The sequence below is a fragment of the Paenibacillus sp. J22R56 genome (assembly GCF_056269375.1).
Window position 1 is genome coordinate 93,731 of sequence record NZ_JBWDNV010000011.1, and the last position, 13,947, is coordinate 107,677.

At 47.1% G+C, this 13,947-nt stretch carries 17 protein-coding genes and 1 pseudogene; 12 read left to right on the forward strand and 6 right to left on the reverse strand.

Annotation, left to right across the window (positions count from 1 at the left end; genetic code table 11):
- Nucleotides 1-23 precede the first annotated feature (23 nt).
- Together AC0YNT_RS25025 and AC0YNT_RS25030 are read right to left on the reverse strand one after the other, a co-directional pair.
- On the reverse strand, nucleotides 24-830 hold the full coding sequence (locus AC0YNT_RS25025; protein ID WP_475807045.1) for an alpha/beta fold hydrolase: 807 nt from the start codon (nucleotides 828-830) through the stop codon (nucleotides 24-26).
- Nucleotides 831-936: 106 nt separating this feature from the next.
- Entirely contained in the window at nucleotides 937-1,737 is an 801-nt protein-coding gene (locus AC0YNT_RS25030; RefSeq protein ID WP_475807046.1) for a helix-turn-helix domain-containing protein, read from the reverse strand.
- A 193-nt stretch (nucleotides 1,738-1,930) separates the two neighbouring features.
- Here AC0YNT_RS25030 and tynA point away from each other — a divergent pair, with 193 nt between their 5' ends.
- Both tynA and AC0YNT_RS25040 read left to right on the forward strand, forming a co-directional pair.
- The gene (gene tynA, locus AC0YNT_RS25035) at nucleotides 1,931-4,225 is read left to right on the forward strand and encodes a primary-amine oxidase (protein ID WP_475807047.1); all 2,295 of its coding nucleotides are present in this window, start codon (nucleotides 1,931-1,933) and stop codon (nucleotides 4,223-4,225) included.
- Nucleotides 4,226-4,333: 108 nt separating this feature from the next.
- Nucleotides 4,334-4,792 carry a GNAT family N-acetyltransferase gene (locus AC0YNT_RS25040; RefSeq protein ID WP_475807048.1) on the forward strand — a complete coding sequence of 153 codons (459 nt, stop codon included), beginning with the start codon at nucleotides 4,334-4,336 and terminating at the stop codon, nucleotides 4,790-4,792.
- A 52-nt stretch (nucleotides 4,793-4,844) separates the two neighbouring features.
- On the opposite strand, the gene AC0YNT_RS25045 is transcribed toward AC0YNT_RS25040, so the two are convergent.
- Nucleotides 4,845-5,279: a GNAT family N-acetyltransferase gene (locus tag AC0YNT_RS25045; RefSeq protein WP_475807049.1), complete on the reverse strand. Its 435-nt coding sequence runs from the start codon at nucleotides 5,277-5,279 to the stop codon at nucleotides 4,845-4,847.
- 139 nt (nucleotides 5,280-5,418) lie between these two features.
- On the opposite strand from AC0YNT_RS25045, the gene AC0YNT_RS25050 reads away from it, so the two are divergent.
- A complete protein-coding gene (locus tag AC0YNT_RS25050) occupies nucleotides 5,419-5,742 on the forward strand; it encodes a hypothetical protein (protein WP_475807050.1) in 324 nt (107 codons plus the stop codon).
- 2 nt (nucleotides 5,743-5,744) lie between these two features.
- Nucleotides 5,745-6,407 (forward strand): HD domain-containing protein, encoded by a 663-nt coding sequence (locus AC0YNT_RS25055; RefSeq protein ID WP_475807051.1) that lies wholly within the window; start codon nucleotides 5,745-5,747, stop codon nucleotides 6,405-6,407.
- Nucleotides 6,408-6,680: 273 nt separating this feature from the next.
- On the opposite strand, the gene AC0YNT_RS25060 is transcribed toward AC0YNT_RS25055, so the two are convergent.
- Nucleotides 6,681-7,136, reverse strand: coding sequence for a VOC family protein (locus AC0YNT_RS25060; protein WP_475807052.1), 456 nt, complete (start codon nucleotides 7,134-7,136; stop codon nucleotides 6,681-6,683).
- A 207-nt stretch (nucleotides 7,137-7,343) separates the two neighbouring features.
- Between AC0YNT_RS25060 and AC0YNT_RS25065 the strand changes: the two genes are divergently transcribed.
- From AC0YNT_RS25065 to AC0YNT_RS25085, 5 genes are all read left to right on the forward strand, one after another.
- The gene (locus AC0YNT_RS25065) at nucleotides 7,344-8,234 is read left to right on the forward strand and encodes an ABC transporter ATP-binding protein (RefSeq protein WP_475807053.1); all 891 of its coding nucleotides are present in this window, start codon (nucleotides 7,344-7,346) and stop codon (nucleotides 8,232-8,234) included.
- Nucleotides 8,235-8,250: 16 nt separating this feature from the next.
- On the forward strand, nucleotides 8,251-9,009 hold the full coding sequence (locus AC0YNT_RS25070) for an ABC transporter permease (RefSeq protein ID WP_475807054.1): 759 nt from the start codon (nucleotides 8,251-8,253) through the stop codon (nucleotides 9,007-9,009).
- Nucleotides 9,009-10,172: a sensor histidine kinase gene (locus AC0YNT_RS25075; RefSeq protein WP_475807055.1), complete on the forward strand. Its 1,164-nt coding sequence runs from the start codon at nucleotides 9,009-9,011 to the stop codon at nucleotides 10,170-10,172. The genes AC0YNT_RS25070 and AC0YNT_RS25075 overlap by 1 nt, the downstream gene beginning before the upstream one ends.
- Before the next feature lies 1 nt (nucleotide 10,173).
- Nucleotides 10,174-10,776 (forward strand): response regulator transcription factor, encoded by a 603-nt coding sequence (locus AC0YNT_RS25080; RefSeq protein WP_475807056.1) that lies wholly within the window; start codon nucleotides 10,174-10,176, stop codon nucleotides 10,774-10,776.
- Nucleotides 10,777-10,850: 74 nt separating this feature from the next.
- Nucleotides 10,851-11,321 (forward strand): GNAT family N-acetyltransferase, encoded by a 471-nt coding sequence (locus tag AC0YNT_RS25085; protein WP_475807057.1) that lies wholly within the window; start codon nucleotides 10,851-10,853, stop codon nucleotides 11,319-11,321.
- Between the two features lie 69 nt (nucleotides 11,322-11,390).
- Here the strand turns inward: AC0YNT_RS25085 and AC0YNT_RS25090 are convergent, their stop codons facing one another.
- Nucleotides 11,391-11,789 (reverse strand): GNAT family N-acetyltransferase, encoded by a 399-nt coding sequence (locus AC0YNT_RS25090; RefSeq protein WP_475807058.1) that lies wholly within the window; start codon nucleotides 11,787-11,789, stop codon nucleotides 11,391-11,393.
- A 45-nt stretch (nucleotides 11,790-11,834) separates the two neighbouring features.
- Entirely contained in the window at nucleotides 11,835-12,716 is an 882-nt protein-coding gene (locus AC0YNT_RS25095) for a LysR family transcriptional regulator (RefSeq protein ID WP_475807059.1), read from the reverse strand.
- A gap of 107 nt (nucleotides 12,717-12,823) precedes the next feature.
- Between AC0YNT_RS25095 and AC0YNT_RS25100 the strand changes: the two genes are divergently transcribed.
- The 3 genes and pseudogenes from AC0YNT_RS25100 (at nucleotide 12,824) to AC0YNT_RS25110 (ending at nucleotide 13,872) form a co-directional block, all read left to right on the forward strand.
- Nucleotides 12,824-13,243, forward strand: a complete 420-nt coding sequence (locus tag AC0YNT_RS25100) for a tautomerase family protein (protein WP_475807060.1) — start codon at nucleotides 12,824-12,826, stop codon at nucleotides 13,241-13,243.
- A pseudogene (locus tag AC0YNT_RS25105) lies at nucleotides 13,227-13,543 on the forward strand (carboxymuconolactone decarboxylase family protein). The gene AC0YNT_RS25100 and the pseudogene AC0YNT_RS25105 overlap by 17 nt, the downstream one beginning before the upstream one ends.
- A 125-nt stretch (nucleotides 13,544-13,668) precedes the next feature.
- The gene (locus AC0YNT_RS25110; protein WP_475807061.1) at nucleotides 13,669-13,872 is read left to right on the forward strand and encodes a GNAT family N-acetyltransferase; all 204 of its coding nucleotides are present in this window, start codon (nucleotides 13,669-13,671) and stop codon (nucleotides 13,870-13,872) included.
- Nucleotides 13,873-13,947 lie beyond the last annotated feature (75 nt).

Here is a 13,947-nt window from a genome sequence, read left to right on the forward strand (position 1 = left end):
AAATAACTGCCTTTCATCACAGATTAGGAGATCGCCAAATAGTCTTTGATGTATTTCGTTGTCTCTTCCGGATGACTGAGATGTGGATAATGACCTGTTGCCTGCATCTGCCTTAAGGTGCTGTTCCTTAGATGGGTATGCAAGTAATCCCCAACCTCTGGTGGAGAAATACTGTCATCCACGCATTGCAGAATAAGTGTAGGAATAGACGAGTACTCAAGCTCTTCCCGGCAGTCGGATAGGAAGGTCACTTCGGCAAATTGCCTTGCAATATGCGGATCTCTGGAGCAGAAGCTTTTCTCAAGCTCGCTAGACAGCTCCTTACGGTCCTCGTTCTGCATGACAATTGGAGCAAGATAGCTTGCCCAGCCAATAAAATTCATTTGCATCATTTGCAGCAATTCATTAATCTCATCGCGGTTAAAGCCGCCGTAATAATCAGGCAGGTCGTTTACATAACGTGGGGAAGCCCCAAGCATGATGATCCGCTCAAAATATTTGGATTCCCGGATTGAGGCAAGCATCCCAATCATACCGCTGACGGAATGTCCGACGAAGATCGCATCCTCCATTTGGAGCGTAGCCATAATATCAAGCACATCTTCGGCATAGCCTTCCAGACGGTTATATTTATCAGAGTTGTAATAGTTGAGTTGTGAGGATCCTGAGCCGACATAATCAAACAAGACGATTCGGTAGTCCTTTTCGAAAAAGGGAACCATGTAACGCCACATGTCTTGGTCACAGCCAAATCCATGGGCGAATACGATGGACTGTTTGCCCTGGCCAAATACTTTAACATTATTGCGGGTGAGTATATCTGTATTCATAGATACTACTCTCCTCTCACAGAGAAGTCAGACGCTATGAACATTATATCGGATAATAATGGATTAGGGATGATTATTTGTAGATATCTGTCGATTTCCCGGGGAATTAGGAGGACGACTTTTGATATTTTCGCAACTGAATTGGCGTGAGTTGACTGAAGGATTTGAACTCTTTCATGAAATGAGATTGATCGAAATAGCCGCCTTCCATGGCCACATCGGTAAGGGAGGAGTCTCCCCGAACGATAGCTCCAAGTGTCCGTTGAAATCGAATGATGCGGCTGTACAGCTTAGGGGGAATGCCCAGCGATTGCTCGAATTTGGTGCGAATATAACGTTCGGAGTAACCGGTATCCTCTGCCAAGTCACGAATGGTGACACTGCCGTTGGTACGTTGCATGGACGTTAGGCAATAATCGATCATGCCAATGGATCGGACATCCCCTCCAAGAATAGGCATACAATGCTTCTCGAAGCAGGCCATTCGATCAGAGAAGCGGGTGAGCTCTGCAATCATCGCTCCCATATCTTTATACTTCGTAAGGGAATCCTCAAACGGAATCTGGACCTCGATAACCTCTTTCAGCGGCAAATTAGGTAATAACAGACTTAATCTGGCAGACAGACGTACCCCGAAATAGACAGTGTTTGATTCAAAATAAAGCTCTTTGCCCTGCAGGACGGTACCGCATACTCTAGCAGAAGGCTGAACAGGATCACAGCAAAAGAGAAGGTCGACACAGCCATCAGGCACAACACGAATCATCTGATCACCAATGCCTGTGAGAAATTGATAATAGATAACAGGCTGCCCATCATAATAAATTTTTTGCTCTATATAATTCGTTGTTTCCCATTCGAAGCCGTATTGAATACCGCTAATGAGTCCCTCGATTGATCTGTTCATCGGTGCGCTTGTTCCTCCCGTGTGCCTAACATGCGTACAACAATAGCAAAGGCCCAACACTTCCGTCAATAGATATGAGTTATATAATCTAACATATTTAACGAGATTGTTCCGTTTTTTACAATTAACCATTCTATTGTGTGAGGTAAATTAACACCAAGGAAAGACACAAGAGAATGGGAGGCATAAACAGATGAAGAAACTAAAAAGCTCTATCGTAAAAAAATCAGCCGTACTAGGCACAGCACTTTCGGTTGCTTTGGGGAGTGGAGCAGTAGGTCCAGTCTCGGCACCAACAGCTATGGCGCATGGCGGTACGGAGGATTTTGTTCCGCTTCGCACGACCTTGGAGGAGTTTGGAGCTACCATCAAGTGGGATAGCTTTGCAGGAACTATTCAGATCACGAAGAACAGCACGATTGTGAAGGTGAAGCCAAACTCCAATATTGCCTTAGTGAACGGACAGCGCCTTGAGATGGAAGCTCCGGTTATTATGAAGAAGAATCTGGCCTATGTCTCCCATCATTTTATTAGCGAAGTGTTCCAATCTGGACTTGATCAAACGTTCCAGGTAGAGACGAAGCCCAATCCGCTGAACCCGCTTACGTCCTCAGAGATTGCGGCGACCGTCAATGTGCTCAGGGCAGAAGGGAAATTCCAAGACAATTACCGCTTCACTGAAATTACGCTGAAGGCACCACCTAAGGATCAAGTGTGGAATTTTGCGCTAAATGGTAAAAATGTGACGACTAATCGTTCGGCTGCTTTTGTTATTCTCGACGGCAAGCATGTCATTGAAGGAACGGTTGACCTCGTAACGAAAAAAGTAACGGCATGGCAGCCGGTTGAAGGCGCTCATGGTATGGTGCTGCTTGATGACTTTGGTACCGTGCAAACCGCCATTGAGGAAAGTACTGAATATGCAGCTGCCTTGAAGAAGCGCGGCATTAATGATGTGAAGCAAGTCGTATCAACCCCGCTGACGGTTGGTTATTTCGATGGGAAGGACGAGCTCCAGCAGGATAAACGCCTGCTTAAAGTCGTCGCCTACTTGAATACAGGAGACGGCAACTACTGGGCACATCCGATTGAGGATCTTGTAGCGGTAGTGGATCTGGAACAGAAGAAAGTGATTAAGGTCGAGGATGCAGGTATTGTGCCGATTCCGATGAAGGCAACTCCGTATGACGGCAGTAACATGACTGCTGCAACTCCTTCTAAGCCGCTTGAGATTACCGAGCCGGAAGGCAAGAACTATACCATTACCGGCAATACGATCCATTGGCAGAACTGGGACTTCCATCTTCGTCTGGATTCCCGTGTAGGTCCAATCCTGTCGACGGTTACTTATGATGATCAAGGCAAGAAACGCAAGATTATGTACGAGGGCTCGCTTGGCGGCATGATTGTTCCTTACGGTGACCCTGATGTGGGCTGGTACTTCAAAGCTTATCTGGATTCTGGCGAATATGGCATGGGAACCTTGACGTCATCGCTAGCACGTGGCAAAGATGTGCCGGATAATGCTGTTCTGCTGGATGCGACCATTGCGGACTACACTGGTTCCGCGATGAGCATTCCGAATGCGATGGCGATCTTCGAGCGTTATGCAGGTCCGGAATACAAGCATCAAGAGATGGGACAAGACAATGTCAGCGCGGAACGTCGTGAGCTTGTTGTGCGGTGGATTAGTACAGTTGGCAACTACGATTATATTTTCGACTGGGTATTTGCGCAAAATGGTACTATCGGCATCAATGCAGGAGCAACAGGGATTGAGGCTGTAAAAGGTGTTGAGTCCAGCACAATGCATGACGGTACCGCTGCAGAAGATACGAAATATGGTACTTTAATCGACCATAATATTGTTGGTACAACACATCAGCATATATATAACTTCCGTCTGGATATGGACGTAGATGGGGAAGCAAACTCCCTGATGGAGATTAATCCAGTCGTAGCAGAGAATACAGCAGGCGGCCCGCGCGAGAGCACGATGCAAACAGAGTCGCGTATTGTGGCGACCGAGCAGGATGCCGCTCAGAAGTTCGATCCTTCTACCATTCGACTTGTGACAAACACAAATAAAGAAAATAAAGTAGGTAATCCGGTATCTTATCAAATTATTCCGTATGCAGGGGGCACCCATCCGATTGCAAAAGGGGCAAACTTCAGCGAGGACGAGTGGTTGTTTAACCGCGTAAACTTTATGGATAAGCAGCTTTGGGTGACGCGCTACTACGAGAACGAGCGTTATCCGGAAGGCAAATATCCGAACCGTGCGAAGACAGATACGGGGCTTGGGGAATTTGTGTCGGATGATGAGCCTATCGTTAATACAGACAATGTGGTCTGGATGACGACAGGTACAACCCATGTGGCACGTGCAGAAGAATGGCCGATTATGCCAACGGAGTGGGTGTACACGATGCTCAAGCCGTGGAACTTCTTTGACCAGACGCCAACGCTTAATTTGAACGGAAAGTAATAATACGATTAATAGCGGCAGGCTCCACTCTACTTGAGTGGGGTTTGCCGTGTTTCTATTTCATTGGCTAAAATAAGAGAAAGACAGCATAAGAATGGAGAGGGTAGTATGATACGGGAAATTGAGCAAGTACAGCATGATAATGTACATCTGCATGAACTGATCCGCAAGCTGGATGAGGACTTGGGGCAGCGGTATTCGTCGCCCGATGAGATTTTTACAGTAGACTTTAATGATCTTGCTGTGACGGCGATGACTTTTATCGTGGCCTATGTGGATGGTGAGCCGGCTGGGTGTGGCGGGATTAAGCCGCATGAAAGCGAATTTGTAGAGCTGAAAAGGTTCTACGTGGACCCCGCTTTTCGGAGACAAGGACTTGCAGCCGAGGTGCTTGGCCAGCTTGAGAACCGGGCGAAGGAGCTTGGCTATTCCATCATCCGCTTAGAAGCAGGTGCTCCTCAGCCGGAGGCTCTTGCTTTTTATAGGAAACATGGCTATTACGCGATCGATCGTTTTGGTGAGTATGTGGATTGTGAGTCGAGCTTATGTTTTGAGAAGCAGTTATAAGCATAAAATAAAGGCCGGAGCTCCGAATGAGAGCACCGGCCTTTCTCGCGTTTTATTCGAATGAGAGCTGCCGAATGACCTCGTACTCCGTCTGGTTGATCTCCATAAAACCTAATGAGGCATATAAATGCGCTGCACGCTCATTATTGGGTCGATGTCCTAATCGAATAACCTCGCATGGATGCTCGTTATGAATATGCTTGACTAGCTCCTTCATGCCAAGACGTCCATATCCTTTGCTCTGATATCTCCGGTCTATCATAAAAGCCATAATCCAATAGTGCCCGTCTTCGGGATCGATGGCATAGACAGCGAATCCTACGATGTTTTTCTCCGCATATAGGGCTACCGCGTTCATCCCGCAATAAGCGGCTTCTGCCAGCCAGAATACAGCAGGTGCGGGGAACAGCACTCTCTGCTCTTCGGTTGGTTCAAGCAAAGTACAGGCATACCAGTTGTCTGCCGTTATCTTTTTTATAGTAATCAAGCTGTCGCCACCTCCACTATCATCATCTCGAATTCCATCATGGTCTACAAGGGAAGAGACGGGTATAATCATTTTAGGTGGTATACAAATATTTACAGTGGCGGGATGTTAGGAGTCTGAAGGAGGGACGATAGGATAAATGTTAGATTATCTATTCGAGAAGGTTAATCCTTTTTATCATGTAGGTGGGATTGTTGGTTGTATCGTAGGATATGCGATTGCAAAGATCTATCAGATCTGGGCTATAGCGTATAGGCAGAGCGGATTTGATCCGAACATGGCGAATTCTTGGAGTACGGATTCTCCCCAATGGTTCTGGGTTACCGAGCATCCTAATGCTTTTACTTTCTGGACAGTTATTGTTTATATAGGGATAGGTTTATTATTGGTAAAGCTTTGTTTGGCAGGTGCAGCTATCTCAAGAGCGAAGAATGCCACAAATTCATTAACACAAGAGGTGTAACGATGGGAATTGCGAATACCGAACAAGAGGAAATCATTCGTGCGGCAGAGTTGTTCAGCCGTTCCGAAATGGAAAAGGACGCTAGCGGCCATGATTGGTGGCATATCCACCGGGTCGTTCAGATGGCTAAACGTATAGCCAAAGAGGAAGGGGCGGATGCATTCATCTGTACGATTGCGGCACTGCTGCATGATGTGGCGGACGAGAAGCTTAATCCGTCGAAGGAAGCTGGGCTGCAAAAGGTCCGCTCTTGGCTTGAAGAGTTCATGCCTGATGAAGAACAGCGGGGGCATGTCATGGACATCATCTCGAATATGTCCTATAACGCGGGGGCTAATCCACCAATGCGTACATTGGAAGGACAGGTTGTGCAGGACGCCGACCGTCTTGATGCCATTGGGGCCATCGCTATAGCGAGAGCATTCCTGTACGCCGGCTGGAAAGGGCATCCGATCCATGATCCGTCTATTCCACCCCGTACTGAAATGACCGCGGAGGAATACCGGAACGGGAAAAGCACGGCTATTAATCATTTTCATGAGAAGCTGCTAAGGCTTAAAGATTTGGTCAACACGGACGCTGCCAAACGGATAGCGGAGGAGCGTCACCGCTATATGGAGCAATATGTTGAGCAGTTTTACGAGGAGTGGGACGGGAACCGTTAGAGCCCACATAAGCTGCATTGTATTTTGTACAACGTATTTTATCAGAATCTCCTTATATAGAAGCTGCGTTGTATTTCGTGTAGTATTTTAGGCGTGTGCAATCATGAATAACCCGAGCAAGGGATATTATGTTGCACAAAATACAACGCAGCATCCCCTACAGACGAAATTCCTCAAATATACTGTACAAACTACAACCTACGCGGCTAGTCCGAGACTCAATAGTCGATGTGACCGTCAATCCAAGAAAAAAAGACCCGCCGGGGGTCTTTTTTACGTCAGCGTATGTTTGATCTTATTCCATTCACTTAAGTGAGGAACATAATCCAAATTGTGCGGCTCGTCGTCCAGCCAAGCCATGAACTCCAGCTCATTGCCGTCATGGTCGTTGAAATAGACGCTTGCTGCCGGCATCCACGCATGGACGAATGGCTCAGATGCATCTTTCCCAAAGCCCGGAAGCGGGTAAAGCCCGCGTTCAATCAGCCAGTCGGAAGCCTGCAGCAGCTGGTTGAGCTGAACGCCAAAGGCGAAGTGGCGAGGCTGCAGCTTTTGCCCATTAGACACTTCTTTTAATGCCAGCAAGTCTCTACGTTCTCCTACATAGAAGAAAGCCGACCTCCGCTCAGGTTTATGTAACGCAAGAGTCAGCCCCAGTTGAGTATAAAATCGGATGGAACGGTCCAGATCTGTCACTTGCAGATGGGTTTCGAAGATGGAATCAATCATGTCGGTAAGCTCCTTTTGTTTGTGTGTACGGCTTTTATTGTAACTTATCATGTTCACAATATGACATTTGTCATCTGAAAGAGATTACGTTCATGCGTAGGATCACAGATCCGGAAACGGTAAGATGAATACATAAGCAAGGGCAACAACAACTTCAAATGCCGATAACATCATGACAAATTATAGATAGTGGGAGTGAACAAAACAATGAGTTTTGCAATCGAACTAAATAATGTCTCGAAGATCTACCAAGGCAAAAAGGCGGTAGACAATTTATCGCTGAAGGTAGAAAAAGGAACGGTTATCGCGCTGCTTGGACCAAATGGTGCTGGTAAGACGACGACGATCTCCATGATTCTGGGACTGAAGCAGCCGACCTCCGGGACAATCAAGCTGCTGGGCGGAAGCCCAAAAGATATATCGGTACGCAACCGGATTGGTGCGATGCTGCAGGAAGTTAGTGTCATCGATAACCTGAAAGTGGCGGAGACGATAGAGCTGTTCCGCAACTACTACAGCAATCCGCTTTCCCTGCAGGAGCTGCTTCGTATCTCCGGACTTGAGAAGGAAAAAGACAAAATGGCCGCCTCACTGTCCGGCGGACAGCAGCGCAGATTGGGATTCGCGCTTGCAGCATCAGGTGATCCTGAGATTATTTTCCTCGATGAGCCAACGGTTGGTATGGACGTAACGTCCCGCCAGATGTTCTGGGATACGATCCGTTCCATGGCTGACAAAGGACGTACGGTTGTGCTGACGACTCACTACTTGGAAGAAGCAGACAGCCTTGCAGACCGCATCGTTGTTATTAATCAAGGCAAAGTTGTTGCCGATGGCTCGCCAAGTCAGATTAAAGCAGAAACAACGGGTCGTGTCATTTCGTTCACAGCTGGTGCTTCCGTTACATCAGAGCAGCTGCTGGCGCTGCCAGGTGTGATAGATGTGGAGTGGAACGGCAGACGCGTGAAGCTTCAAAGCCGGGATACAGACCGACTGATTATAACGTTGATTGAACAGCGTATCGATATGAAAGATATTGAAATCCAAAGTGGCGGTCTGGAAGATGCCTTCCAAGCAATCGTCCACTCCACGAACTAAAGGGGGATATTTTCTAATGAGTCAATCTACAAGTATGAAAGCAACGCTTGCCCAATGTAAAGCGGAGCTGCTCCGTACGGTGCGTAACCGCCGATTCGTTATTTTCTCGTTTATTATGCCGGTTGTGTTTTACTTTATATTCACCAATACAGTAGGAGGGGATACGCAAGTTGGCAATGTTGATTGGAAATCCTATTATTTAATGTCAATGACGGTATATGGCGTTGTAGGGGCGAGCCTTACATCCTATGCTCAGCGGTTGTCGAGAGAGCGTAGTCAAGGGTGGTTATCTTTGCTGAAAATCACACCTTTGCCATCATGGTCTTATGTTTTGTCCAAAGTATTGTCGCAGGCCGTTATTAACCTTGCCATTATTATCGTGATGTTCCTTGTAGGCGGCCTGTTCAAAGGTGTGGACTTAAGTGTATCGACGTGGATCACATGCGGCTTGTTTATTTTTATCGGCGGCTTCTCCTTTATGGGTCTCGGCACACTGATCGGCTCGATCAAGAATGCAGATTTTGTACAGGTGCTTTCCATGATATGCTATATGGGACTTTCCATTCTAGGCGGTCTGTGGTTCCCAACGGATACGATGTCTAACACCATGAAGACAATTGCCCATCTTACACCAACCTATCGACTTGGCCAAGGGGCTTGGGATGCGGTTGCCGGCGTGTCGATCGATTGGGGCGGTGTTGGGATACTGGTTGCTTACGTAGTTGTATTCCTTGCGATTTCTTCTTATATCATGAAAAAACAGGAAGCGGTGTAATGCAAAATATATTAAACACTTTACGTCGATTTATAACAAAGCGGCCCCCTGACGGGGGGCCGCCAATTTTCTTTATGCTGCTATGGCTTGTCTATATTTTATTTCCTATTACAGCTTTGGCCGATCGTCCAGCTGAGGAGCAATGGATAGGATATCCTGTTATTGTCTTATTCATCGTTAGTTACGTTGCAGGTCATCTGAGCAAAAACTGGCGCATCTGGGCAGTTATTATTCATTTGCTCGTTATTGCTTATTTCAGCTGGCGGTACAATGAGAATTTTATATATATGGGCTTTTTTACAGCTTCTCTTATTGGCATGCTGCCCAACCTACGGCAGATTGGCATTGCTTTGTCCGGTGAGCTGCTATTGTTTGGGTTCGAGGTATGGCATTACGAGAATATGGATCATTTGGAAGCATTGCTTGAATTATTGCCTGCTATGGTTGCAGTGCTGCTGGTCCCGTTTGTTATGTTTATTGGGCGTCGTTCCAAGCTTCTTCGTACTCAGCTTCAGCTTGCTAATGATGAGATATCCCGTTTATCGAAGCAGGAGGAGCGGCAGCGGATTTCCCGTGAGCTGCATGATACGCTTGGTCATACGCTGACGATGATTACTCTGAAGAGTGAATTAGCCGAGAAGCTTATTGTTCAACATCCGGAGCGGGCTAAGCAGGAAATTCGAGATGTCCAGCTTACATCCAGGGCAGCATTAAAGCAAGTTCGTGAGCTGGTGTCAGGCATGAACGCTGTAACGCTCCAGGACGAACTGTCCAATGCCAAGAGAATCCTGGCTGCGGCTTATATCACAATTAAAGTAGAAGGTTATCCCGCTTCCGCATCATTAAGTCCGCTAGTCGACAATATGCTTGGCATGTGCTTACGTGAAGCGGTAACAAATGTGGTGAAGCATAGCGCAGCCCGCCAGTGTATCATTGATTGGGCGATGACACCTGATCAGTATCGTCTTGCAATCCGGGATAACGGGATCGGCTGTGATCAGGTTGACAAGGGTCCTGCTCATACTGGACTTAGAGGTATGCAGGAACGGTTGAACTTAATGGACGGAAAGCTGGATTTCCACTCGGCCAAAGGAAGCGGAACTTGCCTGACGATAACAGTACCTAGAGTGCGCTCGTCATCGAAGAAAGGAGATATCACATAACATGAGAGTACTTCTAGCTGAAGACCAAGGCATGCTGCGCGGTGCACTTAGTGCCTTACTTGATATGGAAGAAGATATTGAGGTCGTGGGACAAGCGGAGGATGGAGAACAAGCGCTTGAGATGATCCGAAGCTTGAAGCCCGACATATGCGTGATGGATATAGAGATGCCCAAGCTGACTGGACTCGACGTAGCAGAGCGTCTTCGTGTAGATAAACACCCTTGCCTTGTTGTTATATTAACGACGTTCTCGCGTTCAGGTTATTTTCAACGGGCGATGAAGGCAGGGGTAAAAGGGTTCCTGCTCAAGGATTCTCCAATTGACGAACTGTCTGCGTCACTTCGGAATGTCTATGCCGGGAAAAGGGCAGTTAGTCCGGAGCTTGCTTTATCCTTCTGGGAAGCGGAGAATCCACTCACCGAGCGGGAGCGGGAAGTGCTTCGACTAGCACGGGAAGGCAAGTCAGCTAGTGAGATTGCATCAACGCTATTCCTCTCAGCCGGTACGATCCGCAATTACTTGTCAGAAGCAATTCAGAAGCTGGACGCCAAGAATCGGATCGATGCGATTGGAATCGCTGAGAAGAATGGCTGGCTGGACTAAAGTGTAGAGATGAGCGTGACGCTGCGTCTTTTACAGTGTTAGAATAAAAAGAAAAATGATTGGTGGAGGGCCATATGGAGGTAGTTATCCGGCTGGCAGGTTTAGAAGAAATACCAGCTGTGCATGAGGTCATGTTGATGGCCTTCGAGGAATATAGAGGGAAATTGACTCCTCCAGCTGGTGCACTTTCGGAGACGGTTGAGGATATAACAAAAAAGATTACAGAACGTGGCGGAGCGGTTCTGGCACTTGTGAACGGCACAATAGCAGGGTCCGGGCAATTCGTACTTCATGATCAGCATGTTTATATCGGCAGAGTTTCCGTCCTTCCCTCTTATCGGGGGCAAGGAATTGGCAAGCGGCTTGTGAGATTTATTGAATCGTATGCAAAAGATAAAGGGCTTAGGGAATCGAGACTTGGTGTACGCTTATCCATTCCTGACAATATTGCCTTCTATAGCAAGCTGAATTACGAAGCCATTGAGAAACATGCATATCCTGATGAGACAGATTATTGGTACATTATGAAGAACACGGCCTTATAGGGCCAAGGTTAAGTAAACAAAAATGAGCTTCAACGAGTCCTCGTTGAAGCTCATTTTTATGTCCATTCATTATCGGACACGTTTGATGAGAAAAGCATTATCCGCTTTGGCAAAGCCGATCTGAGGGTAATAATCCATGGCAGAAGGCGCGGATAGAAGCAAAAGCGCAACTTCTTCACCAATATGCTCACGAACCCGATTAACGAGCTCTTTGCCAATTCCAAGTCGTTGATGGGTTTGGCTGACCGCTAGATCGGACAGATAGCAGCAATAAGCGAAGTCGGTAACCGCTCTTGCGATGCCGACCAATTGGTCACCATCCCATGCCGATACGATGAGATCGGCGTTGTCGATCATCTTTTGAATGCGGGCAAGATCATCTACAGGGCGTTTGATGCCGGAGCTGCGGAATACTTCTGCAACTTGAACTGCTGTGACTGGAGCCTCAATACGGTATTCAATAGACATGGCGATTACACCTCACAAGGATTAATTAATCTATCATAAATGGAATTAGCAATGAGTGGCAATGACTTCTTTTATCTGCTTCTTTAATTGCTCACAAGCTATAGATGGATAAAGTGTGTCCCGTCTTTGAAGAAGACCAACAGGAATAGATGGCGGATCCCAGTCGACAGGGATGGGGATCACATCCTTCGGCAGCGGAGTGGTGGCGAGCACGGCGCCAACGGAAGGGACCTGTCCTACGAAGCCGGGAATAGCAGATATTTGGCTGACAGAATACAGCTGCGGCACTTTTTCATGTCTCGCAAATTGCTTCGTTAAGCTCATGTAATAAAGGCAAGTCGGGCCACCAACGAACATGGGGTACTGAAGTAAGTCCTCGAATTTTACGGGAGGTTTGTGGTCGTGAATGGGATGGTTCTCAGCAGCTATGAATACAATCTTCTCCTCATACAAAGGTTCAAAGCGTAATTCAGACATGTCACTTGGCTCACCACAAATGGCAAAATCGATCTGCTGATGGCGAAGCTCCGTTGACAGCTGATCGGTATTTCCGATAACAAAGTTACAGGTCACACCGGGCTTTGTTTCACGAAACAGCTGCAAAGCTTCCGGCATGATCTGCCTGGCGTGAGTCTCCAGCATACCGACATGAATGGTGCCGATTTCTTCCTGTAGTACTGCTTTTGCCTGGTCGGCGACATAATGCCAGTGTTGAATCAGTCGATCAACCTCAGCGGCATAGATTCGGCCGGCAGGTGTCAGCTCCGCTTCCCACCCCCGATTGAAAAGCTGAAAGCCAAGCTCCTTCTCCAGCCGCTGAATTTGGTTCGTAATCGTAGACTGAGCATAATTCAGCTTAGCAGCTGCTTTGGCGAAGCTGCCTTCTTTTAAGATCGTTTGAAAGGCGGTTAGTTCCTTTAAATCCATGGATTCATCTCCATCTATATAACTGAATGAGTTGTTTAATTAATTCAATTATATAGATTTAGATGACCGAGATACAATAAAAGCATCTCAACCAAGGAGTGATGCCTATGCCTTTTATTCGGGTCAGTTATAGAGAGGATCAGTATGAAGGAGGGGAACTGTCGCTCATCAGCTGTGAGATTCATGCTGCGCTGATGGAGCATTTTCGCGTGCCGGAGGATGATTATTTCCAGCTGTTCCATGCTCATAAACCAGATGAGTTTTTCTACAGCCCAAATTACTTGAATGTCGAAAGAACGGATCGGCTGCTATATATCCAAATTACACTCAAGTCTGGACGAAACGTGAAGCAGAAGAAAAGCTTCTATTCGGAGCTTGCGCAGCGTTTGAGTAAGATCGGCATTCGTGCGGAGGACGTCTTTGTCATGCTGGTTGGTACGGAGTTTGAGGACTGGACTTTTGGCAACGGAATCGCTCAGATGCTCGAAATCGTAAGGGAGGTGCAGCCCCATGCATCCGAAGATTGATACGACTAGTGTAAAAGAGAAGTATGGCGATTTCGCGCCCGCGTTTGCCCGATATTCCGATGAAATCCTGTTCGGAGATTTATGGCGCAGAGAAGAGCTGCCGCTTAGGGAGCGGAGCTTGATTACGGTAGCAGCACTTGTGGCAGGGGATATATCGAGCAGCTTCCTTACCATCTTCGGCTAGCACAAGAGAATGGTCTAACCAAGGAAGAGCTTATTGAGGCCGTTACACACTTAGCTTTTTATGTGGGTTGGCCAAGGACGGCTTCCGCTTTAGAACGGATTAGGTCCGATAGCTAGTAAAAATGAAAACGAAGGCATCTTGTGATGCTTTCGTTTTTTTGTTTGTCCTTTACGACATTACGGATAAGACGATATGATAGGTAATATAGAAAAATATGGATAATACAGAGGGTGTGTGATCGATGGGTTTTACTGAACTGGAAGGCCATCGGGTCAAGCTGCTGCCGCTGGAGCCGCAGCATGCCAAGGCTTTGTATGAATGTTCCCGCACGGATGAACTGTGGGAGTATCTTCCCGTTAAAGTGCATACGGAGCAGGAGATGGAGAGCTTGGTGCACAACGCGAAGGAATACTCCGCAAGAAATATAACGGACTCGATTATGTGATCTTTAGCGTCATTTCGGAAGAATGGATGCAGGTGAAGGAAAATCTTGTAAGGCTGTTAAGCAGGGAAGTGTAGA